Here is a 12,343-nt window from a genome sequence, read left to right as displayed (position 1 = left end):
TAAGTCACTATGTCTACTGTTGAAGATACGCAACCGTTATTCAGCCACTTGATTGAGCTGCGTAACCGCTTGTTGCGTTCCATCCTGAGTGTCATTGTGGTTTTTCTTGGCTTGGTGTGGTTTGCCAACGACATCTATGCCTTTATGTCCGCCCCCTTGGTAGAACGTCTACCGGAAGGGGCGAGCATGATCGCAACAGATGTGGCATCGCCATTCTTCACGCCAATTAAGCTCACCTTGGTGACCTCGGTGTTTATCGCCGTACCGATGATCTTGTATCAGGTTTGGGCCTTCGTGGCACCGGGCTTATACAAGCATGAACGCAAGCTGATCATGCCGCTGCTGTTTTCCAGCTCGCTGCTGTTCTATGCTGGCGTCTCCTTTGCCTATTTCGTGGTGTTCCCTCTGGTATTTAGCTTTTTTACCAGTACTGCCCCGGAAGGGATCACGGTAGCAACCGATATTGCCAGCTACCTTGATTTTGTCTTGGCATTGTTCATGGCATTCGGCATCGCCTTTGAAATTCCGGTGGCCATTATCCTGCTGTGTTGGACAGGGGCGACAGATCCGCAAAGCCTGCGTGCCAAGCGGCCTTATATTGTCGTCGCTGCCTTTGTCGTGGGTATGATGCTGACACCGCCGGATATTATTTCACAAACGCTATTGGCGATCCCAATGTGTTTGCTGTTTGAAGTCGGCTTGTTCTTCTCGCGCTTCTATGTTCGCGACCAAGAAGAAGATGACGCTGCCGAAGAGCAGTAAGGCATTCTATAGCCTGTGTCACAGACAAGAAAAAACCGGCCTAGGCCGGTTTTTTTATATCTGGAGGTAGGGATGCTGGCCTAAGAGACTAGAGACTAGAGACTAGAGACTAGAGACTAGAGACTAGAGACTAGAGACTAGAGACTAGAGACTAGAGACTAGAGACTAGAGACTAGAGGCCTGTCAATTACGGGCACAAAAAAGCCAGCGACGAGGCGCTGGCTTTGGAGGGGCATATGGCCTTCTGTTAGAAGAAAATGTGCGCCATCATCGCGATAACCGGCAGGGTGACCAGGGTACGCAGGATGAAGATCATGAACAGCTCCCACGGTTTGACCGGGATTTTACTGCCGATCAGTAGCGCACCAATTTCCGACATGTAGATCAGCTGGGTGACTGACATAGCCGCAATCACAAAACGGGTCAGATCACTCTCTATGCTCGAGGCCAGAATCGATGGCAGAAACATATCGGCAAAACCCACCACGATGGTTTCAGAAGCGGCAGCCGCTTCAGGAATGCGCAGTAGTTCCAAGAACGGAATAAACGGCTGGCCAAGCAGGCTAAATACCGGGGTGTTCTCGGCAATGACCAGGGCAATGGTACCGATCGCCATGACCACCGGGAGGACGCCGAAGATCATATCTATCGCATTTTTAATCCCTTCAACCACCATGCTACGCAGGCTCTTCACTTGCGACGCTTTCTCTAGTGCTTGTTCAAGGCCAAAGCCAACGACGGTCTTGCCTTCCGGTAGGGCTTCGATATCCCCTTTTACAGCCTCACCATCGATGTAGCGGTCTTTCTTCCACGATAATGGTGGTAGGCGAGGGACAATCACTGCCGCCGCCAATCCAGCCAAGCAAACTGTCATATAGAACGGGGCAAACATGTGCTCCAGGTTTACCTGGGCAATCACCACTAGGCTGAACGTGATAGATACCGCCGTGAACGTGGTACCGATCACCGCCGCTTCACGCTCGGTGTAGATTTTGCTTTCGTACTGCTTGCTGGTCATCAGGACGCCGACACTGCCATCACCCAACCAAGAGGCAATGCAGTTTACAGCCGAACGGCCCGGTAGGTTGAACAGTGGGCGCATAACACGGGTAAACAGGGCACCGACAAATTCCAACAAGCCGAAGTTAAGGAGAAGTGGCAACAGCAAACCGGCAAAAAGGAAAACAGAAAAGAGTACCGGTAATAGATCGTTCAGAACCAGACCGCCGGTATCACCGTGGTGGATCATTTCAGGGCCGATACCGAAATATGTCATGATGACAAAGATGGCACCAAGCTGTTGGACCACAAACCAAGGTAAAGAAGGATTGAGCAATCCGCTGAGGAAGCTGCTCTTTAGAACGGCTTCAGGCTTGAGCAATTTCGTGGCGATCGAAGCGATAGCGGTCAGGGCGATCACGAAGGTCACCATGGCTGGGAGCATGTCACCAAATATTGCCTGGACAGACTTAGCCAGTATGGCGATAGGGATTGTCAATGAATCCTGGTAACTGATGGGTGCCATGAAAAGGAAGACACCGAGAAGCGACGGTAGGATGAACATGAGCCATGGGTTCTTCTTACCGTTTTGGGAAATAACCTGATCCTGCATATATGGCCTTTAACTGATTGATAAGCTAAGAGTAAATAAATGCTTTATTCTCTTTGGAATAAATATTCACTGATCTTCCATAATCAGGTCGGGAAAGGTTACAGTTTTTCATCTTGGAATGGAATTATTTTCGCCAATATGTGCGCTTTTATTCATTATTATCCACTATTGAACGATATTTATGGTGAAGATTCCTGCTGGTGAATCCTGTTAAGTTTGAATGATATGCTGCTATGTAATGGTTTGCAGCCAACAAAAAAGGAGCTCCAAGAGCTCCTTTTTATCGTTCGAATGGACTGATAGGCTTTGAATTTCAGTGCATCCGTTTGGCATATGCAATTAACGCATAGTCACGAACTCTTCGCTGCCCGTTGGGTGGATAGCCACAACCGAATCGAAGTCCGCTTTGGTCGCGCCCATCTTCATCGCGACACCGAAGCCCTGGATCATTTCATCAACGGTATAGCCGATACCGTGCAGGCCAACAACCTTCTCGTCTGGGCCCGCGCACACTAGCTTCATCTTACAAGGCTGACGATGTGCGGTAACGGCGGTATACATGGCAGTAAAGCCAGACTGGTACACTTTGACGTTCTCTTCGCCAAACTCGGCAATCGCTTCTGCTTCTGTCTGGCCGATTGTGCCGATCGGCGGGTGGCTGAAGACCACGGTTGGAACCAGCTTGTAGTCCATCTTGGCGTCTGTCTTGTTGTTGAACAGGCGCTCAGATAGCTGGCGACCAGCCTTAACGGCAACCGGCGTCAACTCGATACCGCCTTCCATAATATCGCCGACACAGTAGATGCCTTCAATATTGGTCTGTTGATATTCGTCGACCTTGATGTAGCCACGATCGTTGGTCTCAACCCCCGTGGCTGCCAGGTTGATCTTGTCAGTTGTCGGGTTACGGCCGATTGCCCAGATCAGCACATCGGTATTGTGCGACTCACCGTTTTCGAAATGCAGTGTTACAGAGCCATCAGCTTCTTTAACCACTTCTTTTGGTACGCTGTGGGTGTGCAGTGTTGGACCTTCTTTGTCCATCACTTCAACGAGGGTGTCGATGATCATCGGGTCGAAGCTGCGCAGCGGTGATTCTTTACGGACGAACAGGTGGGTATCGGTACCCAGAGCGCTGAGTACGCCGGCAATTTCAACCGCAATGTAACCGGCACCGATAACGGCGGTACGCTTAGGCTGCGCGTTGAGCTCGAAGAAGCCGTTTGAATCGATGCCGTGCTCGGCACCCGGAACGTTCGGGATGGTTGGCTCACCACCGACAGCGATCAGGATGTGGTCGGCGGTGTAGTGCTCGCCGTTTACTTCGATAGTCTTCGCATCAACGCCATCTTTTTGATCAACAAAGCGTGCGAAACCGTTGATCACTTCAATCTTGTTGTTGCCAAGTACGTTGTCGTAAGCGGTGTGGATACGGCTGATGTAGGCTTCGCGGCTCTCGACCAGCTTGCCCCAGTCAAAGCCTTTAACGTCAACGTCAAAGCCGTAGTCTTTGGCGTAAAGGTGCATAGCTTCAGCAATTTGGGCACCGTGCCACATCACTTTCTTCGGCACGCAGCCTACGTTGACACAGGTTCCACCCAGAGCCTTGGCTTCTACCAGTGCTACTTTGGCACCGTACATAGCCGCACGGTTTGCCGAGGCAATACCGCCACTGCCGCCGCCGATACAGATGTAATCAAAATGCTTTGCCATGACTTTACTCCACTATTTTTTTGATTTGGTAACAGCTCCTGCTGTGCTTGTCCTAGTGTAATCAAGAATGGGAAGAGTTACGAGAGGGTAGGATTGAGAAAGTTGGAACAAAAAATAACAGCCATAAAAAAGGCGGGAAATCCCCGCCTTACAAGATGTTACCGAATGATGAATGCTTATTCCGGTACGATCCATTCCACTTTGTAGTGGCCGTGGTTGGGGGCAATCGCCTCTTTCAACCAGGGTAAAATCGCCTGCATCTGGCTTTCCAGTTTCCACGGTGGGTTGATCACTATCATGCCCGATGCGGTCATGCCGCGCTCCTCGGTATCCGGCTCGACACCCAGCTCGATCTGCAGAATCTTGCGGATCCCCAGATCTTCCAGCCCCTTGAGCATCTTGTCGATATTCTCGCGGTAAACCACCGGGTACCAGATCGCATAGGTGCCCGTTGCCCAGCGCTTGTGGCTTTCTTTAATCGCCTTAACCACATCCATGTACTCGTGCTTGAGTTCATACGGTGGGTCAATCAGCACCACACCACGGCGCTCTTTCGGTGGCAGGCTGCCCTTGAGACGGGCAAAGGCATCTTCTTTGTAGATGCGGACCTGGCTGTCGCCACGGAATTCCTGCAGCAGCAGCGGGAAGTCACTCGGGTGCAGCTCGGTCAATACCATGCGGTCTTGATCGCGGAGCTGAGCACGGGCAACTTTCGGTGAGCCCGGGTAGTAGCGCAGCGCATCACCGTTGTTCAAGACCTTGATCGCTTCAATATAGCTGGCAATCTCTGCCGGGATATCGTCGCGCTGCCAAATCCGGGCAATACCTTGTTTGAACTCACCGGTTTTTTCACTGCGCTCATCCTGAAGATCGTAACGGCCAACACCTGAGTGGGTGTCGTGGTAGACGAACGGTTTGTCCTTTTGTTTCAGGGCATCCAGGATCAGGCTCTGGACAATGTGCTTGACCACATCGGCATGGTTGCCGGCATGGAAACTATGGCGGTAGCTCAGCATGGCTGGGATCTCGACAGAATAGGGATAAATTGGGTCAGTATTATCGCCAATTGACGGGGAATAGCCAGCAACCGTGATGACTTTCATGCTTGGGATGTTAATCCTAGGTTAAAATGAGAGTGCTGCGTTACGATTTAGTGCGATGAAAGGATTGAATTTACGCTGTTCAAGACGCATTTAATAAAGGACAACTAATTTAAGGAATTGCGCATGACTAACCCATTACTGTCGATGACGGATCTGCCACCGTTTTCGCTTATCCAACCCGAACATGTCAAACCTGCGGTCGAGCAGGCGATTGCCGATTGCCGGGCTGCAGTGGAGCAAGTACTGGCGGCTGATACGCCACCAAGCTGGGAAACAATCTGCGTGCCGCTATCCGAGACGGATGATCGCCTGAGCCGGATCTGGTCACCTATCGGTCACCTCAATGGGGTGAAAAACAGCAATGAACTGCGTGAAGCTTACGAGAGCTGCCTGCCGATGCTGTCGGATTACGGTACCTGGGTTGGTCAGCACAAGGGCCTGTACGAAGCGTTCAAGGCGATCAAGGCCGATGAAAGCTTTGCCGATCTCAGCCAGGCCCAGAAAAAATCCATTACTGATGCGCTAAAAGAGTTTGAATTATCGGGCATTGGCCTGCCAGCCAAAGAGCAGCACCGTTACGGTGAGATCAGCAAGCGCTTGTCGGAGCTGTCATCAACGTTCAGCAACAATGTATTGGATGCCACCATGGGGTGGAGCAAGCTGGTGAGCGATGAAGCCGAACTGGGTGGATTGCCGGAGTCGGCGTTGCAGGCTGCCAAGGCCACGGCTGAAGCCAAGGAGCAGGAAGGCTATCTGTTTACCTTAGATATCCCGTCGTACCTGCCAGTGATGACTTACTGCGAAAACCGCGAATTGCGTCAGGAAATGTATGAAGCCTTCGTGACCCGTGCTTCCGACCGCGGTCCGAATGCCGGTCAATGGGACAACAGCGAGATCATTGCCGAGAAGCTTAAGCTGACCCATGAAATTGCCCGCCTGCTGGGTTTCAATACCTACAGCGAGAAATCACTGGCGACCAAAATGGCGGAAACGCCAGAGCAGGTGCTGGGCTTTTTGAATGATTTGGCGAGTCGTGCCAAGCCGCAGGGCGAGCGTGAAGTGGCCGAGCTGCGCGAGTATGCCAGCACTGAGTACGGTGCCGAGCAACTCGAGCCATGGGACTTTGCCTTCTATGCCGAGAAGCTCAAGCAGCACCGCTACAGCATCTCTGATGAGCAGTTGCGTCCTTACTTCCCTGAGCAAAAAGTGGTAGCCGGTCTGTTCGAGGTACTGAAACGCGTTTTCGGTATGAATGTCACAGAACGTACCGGTGTCGATACCTGGCATGAGTCGGTTAAGTTCTACGATATCTTCGATAGCCAAGGCCAATTGCGCGGTAGCTTCTACCTTGATCTCTATGCCCGCGAGCACAAGCGCGGTGGTGCCTGGATGGATGAGTGTATGGTTCGCCGTACCCGTCAGGATGGCAGCCTGCAGGCGCCGGTGGCCTATCTGACTTGTAACTTCAACAAGCCAGTTGGCGACAAGCCAGCCTTGTTTACCCATGATGAAGTGGTCACCCTGTTCCATGAAACTGGCCACGGCATCCACCACATGCTGACCCAGATCGACGTGCCTGCGGTATCGGGCATCAATGGTGTGCCTTGGGATGCGGTCGAGCTGCCGAGCCAGTTCCTGGAAAACTGGTGCTGGGAAGAAGAGGCGCTGGCCTTTATTTCTGGCCATTACGAGACCGGTGAGCCATTGCCGAAAGCCATGCTGGACAAGATGCTGGCGGCCAAGAACTTCCAGTCGGCGATGGGGATCCTGCGCCAGCTTGAGTTTGGCCTGTTCGATTTCACCCTGTACACCGAATACGACCCTGAGCTGGGTGCCAAAGTGCTAGAGACGCTGACGGATATCAAGTCCCGCGTGTCGGTAGTCCCAAGCCCAGAGTTTGGCCGCTTCCCGCACAGCTTCAGCCACATCTTTGCTGGTGGCTACAGCGCCGGTTACTACAGCTACCTGTGGGCCGAGCTGCTGTCATCGGATGCCTACTCGCGTTTCGAGGAAGAAGGGATCTTCAACACCGCAACTGGTGCTGACTTCCTAGATTGCATCCTGGAGCGCGGTGGCAGTGAGGAGCCGATGGACTTGTTCAAGCGCTTCCGTGGTCGTGAGCCTCAGATCGATGCATTGCTCCGCCACAGCGGCATCACTGGCTAATTTGGTTTCAAACTGGTTATTTTGCTCGGTTTCTGCATCGAAAGTGCTCATTGATTATCATCAACTCCGCGCTTTCTCTTTGAACCCGAGTAAAATTCCTGCGTTTAAATTACAAATTAGGGGAGGGAGGAAGTGGTTATCAACTCCGCGCGCCCTCTTAGCGATGTAGCGAAATCCCTGTGCCAAAGAAAAACGGTCAGACAATAAAAAAGCACCCCTCGGGGTGCTTTTTTTGTAGGTGGTGCGGGTTACTCGCTGGTGATGATGGTCAGCGGCCAGCCCATGTCGCTTTGGCGGGTGGCTTCTTGCTGCAGCTCGGCATCGGTCAGCGGGTTGGCAGCCAGCCAACTGGCTGGCAGTGTTAGGCTCAGGGTATTGTCCTGTGCCGTCAGGGTGAACGGCGGCTGGTGACTGCTGTCACGGCGGTGACACAATATCACGGCCAGACGCAGCAGACGCAGCAGGCGAGTGGCACTCTGGGCCGACAGGGCGTGTTGCTCTGGCAGGCTGGTCAGGTTCTCGCGGTAGCGGCGTAGCAGTTCACCGATCAGGTGTTTCTGGGCACGGGTGAAACCGGGCAGGTCACTATGGTGGATCAGGTAGGCGGCATGCTCACCGCTTTTCTTGAACTCAATCATGGTGCCGATCTCATGCAGGGCGGTAGTGGCATCCAGCAGGTAATGGGCTTGCGGCTCTAGGCTCCATTCTGATTGGCAGCTGCCAAGCAGGGCCCGGGCGGCGTTGCTGACATTGCCGGCATGGATACTGTCGAGTTGGAAGCGGGTCTGTAGACTTTGCAAGGTACGCTCACGGACATCGTTGTGGCGCATCTGGCTCATCATTTCATACACCATGCCTTCGCGCAGCGCGCCACCGGCAAGGGTCATCGACTCGATTCCCAGTGACTCGAAAATCGCGATAAGGATAGACAGTCCGCTAGGGAATACTAGGGCACGCTCGAGGGTCAGCCCCTCGATGTCCAAATCTTCCAGGCGCTCATACTGCATGGCCTGGCGCTGCATCCGCTTGAGTTTCTGCAGGGTGATGATTTCATCCATCCCCTGAGCCAGCATGATTTCCTGCAGGGCCTGTACGGTACCGCTGGCACCGACGCAGGTTTGCCAGCCCAATGTCTGGTACTGCTCGACAATCGGGGCAATGGCGGCTTTGGCGGCCGTGATGGCAGCATCAAAGTTGGCTTCGGTGAGGTAGCGGTCTTTGAAATAGCGCTCAAGCCAGGTCACACAGCCTATTTGCAGGCTGGTCAGTGCACTGGCATCAAACCTTTCACCAATGATCACTTCAGTGCTGGCCCCGCCAATATCGACCACCAGGCGTTTGCCACAACCGCCTGAGGTATGGGCAACTCCCTGGTAGATGATCCGGGCTTCTTCTTCGCCAGGAATGATATCGACCGGGTAGCCGAGGATGGTCTCGGCTTTGGAAAGAAAGGCCTCGGCATTGACGGCGGTGCGCAGTGCGGCAGTTCCGACAATACGGATGTTGCTTGCCGGAATATCCTGCAGGCGTTCGGCAAATAGGCTGAGGCAGTCCCACCCCCGTTGCATTGCTTCAATACTCAGCGCATTTTCGCTGTTGAGGCCAGCCGCTAGGCGGACTTTACGCTTGATCTTGGCCAGGGTCTGGACGGTGCCTGCGACCTCCCTGACAATCCACATATGGAAGCTGTTGGAGCCAAGGTCAATGGCGGCATACAAAGGTGATACTGTTCTTTCCATAGGCATATTTATCTTTTACTGCTGTTTGTTCTGCGGCGGACGGCGACGGCTGCGCTGGCGCGATTGGCCTTGACGTTGTGAACCACCACCACTGCGACGGTTGCCACCTTGGCGCGGTGAACGTGGGACGCTAACTGGCGGCGGTAGATCATCTAACAGGGCTTCCGAGTCATACTTCGACAGCGGGATAGCATGCTCGATGTAGGTTTCGATCGCGGGCAGGTTAATGGCATATTGTTCACAGGCAAAGCTGATCGAATGGCCACTGGCGCCAGCACGACCGGTACGGCCGATGCGGTGCACGTAATCTTCGGCATCGTCAGGCAGATCGTAGTTGAATACGTGGGTTACCTGTGGAATGTGTAAGCCGCGGGCCGCGACATCGGTTGCCACAAGGATATCCACTTCACCTTGGGTGAACTGCTCCAGAATACGAACACGCTTCTTCTGTGGGACATCACCGGTTAGCAAGCCAACGCGGTGTTTATCAGCCGCCAGGTGGGCCCAGATGTCTTCACAGCGGTGCTTGGTGTTGGCAAAGATGATCGCGCGGTCTGGCCACTCTTCTTCGATCAAGCTCTGAAGCAGGCGCATCTTCTCTTGGTTCGATGGGTAGAATAGTTCTTCCTGGATACGGTGACCGGTCTTCTGCTCTGGCTCGACAACCACACTCTCAGGCGAGTTCATGTGTTCGAAGGCAAGCTCTTTGACGCGGTAAGACAGGGTCGCCGAAAACAGCATGTTCAAACGCTCCTGCGGAGCTGGCATGCGGCGGAACAAGAAGCGGATGTCCTTGATAAAGCCAAGGTCAAACATACGGTCAGCTTCATCCAGAACAACAGCCTGAATAGAGCGCAGGTCGATCACGCGCTGCTTGTAGAAATCAATGATACGGCCACATGTGCCAATCAAGATATCGACGCCCGCTTCTAGGGTTTTCTGCTGTTTCTCGTATGCTTCACCGCCGTAGGCAAGTCCCGCTTTTAGGCCGGTGCTTTCAAGCATTGGTTTGGCATCGTTGTAAATCTGGATCGCCAGTTCACGGGTTGGTGCCATAATAATGGCACGAGGATGGTTTTGTTTGCGATCCTCTTTTGCTGGGTTTAGCAGCAGGTAGTTGAAAGTCGCGGTCAGGAAAGCCAGGGTTTTCCCTGTGCCTGTTTGAGCCTGACCAGCAATGTCACGGCCGGAGAGCACTACCGGCAATGCCAGCGCCTGGATAGGCGTACAATTATGGAAGTTATTCGCTTCCAATCCTTGTAAAACCTGAGGTTCTAAACCCAGGTCGGCAAATTTTTGCTCTGTGATGTGAGTCGTCTTCATTCGTATAGAATATCAGCTTAGGGTTGCAATACGAAACGGATTCCATTCAAATAGGGCATCGATTTGCTGGTTAAAATCAAATCAGCTAACAAAATCAACCATTGGAGTGGAAGATGAGCGACAAGATTGTGCAGCTGACAGACGCAAGTTTCGATAGCGATGTAATTGCTGCTGCAGGCCCGGTACTAGTCGATTTTTGGGCTGAATGGTGTGGTCCTTGCAAAATGATTGCCCCAATTCTTGATGAAATCGCGGACGAGTACGAAGGTAAGCTGACTATCGGTAAATTGAATATCGATCAAAATGCAGCGACACCACCAAAATTCGGCATCCGTGGTATCCCAACTCTGCTGCTGTTCAAAGACGGTAGTGTAGCGGCAACCAAAGTGGGTGCCCTGTCAAAGAGCCAGCTTAAAGAGTTCCTAGACGCGAACCTATAAGCAACTCTGCTTCGAACCGTGCACAATTTCTCGTTGTGCATGGTTTGACTTGCGTCTATGCTAGACGGATGAGATCTTTAGTGCTAACTTATTGCACGTAAATTGTAAATCCGTTCATTCCTTGACCAGCCCCATTGGTCAACTTTATCTCAATTAACATAGAACCCCAATTTTGACTGACAAGAAACCCACCACTATGAATCTTACTGAACTGAAGAACCAACCTATTTCTAAGTTGGTTGCGCTTGGCGAAAGCTTAGGACTAGAAAACCTGGCGCGTTTGAGAAAACAAGACATCATCTTTGCTATTCTCAAGCAGCATGCGAAAAGTGGTGAGGACATTTTTGGCGATGGTGTTCTAGAAATCCTTCAAGATGGCTTCGGCTTCCTCCGCTCTGCAGACAGCTCTTACCTCGCCGGTCCAGATGATATCTACGTTTCTCCTAGCCAAATCCGCCGTTTCAACCTTCGCACAGGTGATACTATTGCTGGCAAGATCCGCCCGCCGAAAGACGGTGAGCGTTACTTTGCCCTGTTGAAGGTAAACGAAGTTAACTACGATAAACCTGATAACGCGCGTAATAAGATCCTGTTTGAAAACCTGACGCCACTGCACGCCAACGAGCGTATGCGTATGGAGCGTGGTAATGGTTCGACCGAAGACATCACAGCACGTGTTCTTGATCTGGCTTCGCCAATCGGTAAAGGCCAGCGTGGCTTGATTGTTGCTCCGCCAAAAGCGGGTAAGACCATGTTGCTGCAGAACATTGCCCAAAGCATCGCCCATAACCACCCTGAGTGTGAGTTGATGGTATTGCTAATCGATGAGCGTCCGGAAGAAGTGACCGAGATGCAGCGTTTGGTTAAAGGTGAAGTGGTTGCTTCGACCTTTGATGAGCCGGCATCACGTCACGTTCAAGTGGCTGAAATGGTTATCGAGAAAGCCAAGCGTCTGGTTGAGCACAAGAAAGACGTTGTTATCCTGCTTGACTCGATTACCCGTCTGGCGCGTGCCTACAACACCGTTATCCCTTCATCGGGCAAGGTACTTACCGGTGGTGTTGATGCTAACGCCCTGCACCGTCCTAAGCGTTTCTTCGGTGCGGCACGTAACGTAGAAGAAGGCGGTAGCCTGACTATCATCGCAACGGCACTGGTTGATACCGGTTCTAAGATGGATGAAGTCATTTACGAAGAATTCAAGGGTACAGGTAACATGGAACTGCACCTGTCTCGTAAGATCGCAGAAAAGCGTGTCTTCCCGGCGATTGATTTCAACCGTTCTGGTACCCGCCGTGAAGAACTACTGGCGAAGACTGACGAGCTACAGAAGATGTGGATCCTGCGCAAGATTGTTCACCCAATGGGTGAAACCGATAGCATGGAATTCTTGATCGATAAGCTATCGATGACCAAGACCAACGATGAGTTCTTCAACGCGATGCGTCGCCAGAAGTCCTAATACTGAAGCGCCGTTCTGTCGAA

9 protein-coding genes are annotated in these 12,343 nt (G+C 52.3%); 4 read left to right on the top strand and 5 right to left on the bottom strand.

Annotated elements, in window-relative coordinates; genetic code table 11:
• The first annotated feature begins 9 nt into the window (after positions 1-9).
• Positions 10-762, top strand: coding sequence for a Sec-independent protein translocase subunit TatC (gene tatC, locus L4D79_RS22190; protein WP_428654462.1), 753 nt, complete (start codon positions 10-12; stop codon positions 760-762).
• A gap of 247 nt (positions 763-1,009) precedes the next feature.
• On the opposite strand, the gene L4D79_RS22185 is transcribed toward tatC, so the two are convergent.
• The 3 genes from L4D79_RS22185 to L4D79_RS22175 form a co-directional block, all read right to left on the bottom strand.
• Positions 1,010-2,374 carry a YjiH family protein gene (locus tag L4D79_RS22185; protein WP_428654460.1) on the bottom strand — a complete coding sequence of 455 codons (1,365 nt, stop codon included), beginning with the start codon at positions 2,372-2,374 and terminating at the stop codon, positions 1,010-1,012.
• Positions 2,375-2,713: 339 nt separating this feature from the next.
• Positions 2,714-4,087, bottom strand: coding sequence for a glutathione-disulfide reductase (gorA, locus tag L4D79_RS22180; RefSeq protein WP_428654458.1), 1,374 nt, complete (start codon positions 4,085-4,087; stop codon positions 2,714-2,716).
• A gap of 176 nt (positions 4,088-4,263) precedes the next feature.
• Complete coding sequence (locus L4D79_RS22175; RefSeq protein ID WP_428654521.1) at positions 4,264-5,103, bottom strand: 23S rRNA (adenine(2030)-N(6))-methyltransferase RlmJ; 840 nt, start codon at positions 5,101-5,103, stop codon at positions 4,264-4,266.
• Between the two features lie 210 nt (positions 5,104-5,313).
• Between L4D79_RS22175 and prlC the strand changes: the two genes are divergently transcribed.
• Positions 5,314-7,356 (top strand): oligopeptidase A, encoded by a 2,043-nt coding sequence (gene prlC, locus L4D79_RS22170; protein WP_428654456.1) that lies wholly within the window; start codon positions 5,314-5,316, stop codon positions 7,354-7,356.
• Positions 7,357-7,604: 248 nt separating this feature from the next.
• On the opposite strand, the gene gppA is transcribed toward prlC, so the two are convergent.
• Both gppA and rhlB read right to left on the bottom strand, forming a co-directional pair.
• Complete coding sequence (gppA, locus tag L4D79_RS22165) at positions 7,605-9,095, bottom strand: guanosine-5'-triphosphate,3'-diphosphate diphosphatase (protein WP_428654454.1); 1,491 nt, start codon at positions 9,093-9,095, stop codon at positions 7,605-7,607.
• Positions 9,096-9,110: 15 nt separating this feature from the next.
• Positions 9,111-10,418 carry an ATP-dependent RNA helicase RhlB gene (gene rhlB / locus L4D79_RS22160; RefSeq protein ID WP_107349671.1) on the bottom strand — a complete coding sequence of 436 codons (1,308 nt, stop codon included), beginning with the start codon at positions 10,416-10,418 and terminating at the stop codon, positions 9,111-9,113.
• 113 nt (positions 10,419-10,531) lie between these two features.
• On the opposite strand from rhlB, the gene trxA reads away from it, so the two are divergent.
• Positions 10,532-10,858, top strand: a complete 327-nt coding sequence (gene trxA, locus L4D79_RS22155; protein WP_107349672.1) for a thioredoxin TrxA — start codon at positions 10,532-10,534, stop codon at positions 10,856-10,858.
• A gap of 196 nt (positions 10,859-11,054) precedes the next feature.
• On the top strand, positions 11,055-12,320 hold the full coding sequence (gene rho / locus L4D79_RS22150; protein ID WP_428654451.1) for a transcription termination factor Rho: 1,266 nt from the start codon (positions 11,055-11,057) through the stop codon (positions 12,318-12,320).
• Positions 12,321-12,343: the final 23 nt, after the last annotated feature.

The sequence above is a fragment of the Photobacterium satsumensis genome, assembly GCF_050336935.1.
Classification (GTDB): Bacteria; Pseudomonadota; Gammaproteobacteria; order Enterobacterales; family Vibrionaceae; genus Photobacterium; species Photobacterium satsumensis.
Note: the sequence above shows the minus strand (reverse complement) of the source record. Positions and strands in the feature narration are given on the sequence as shown.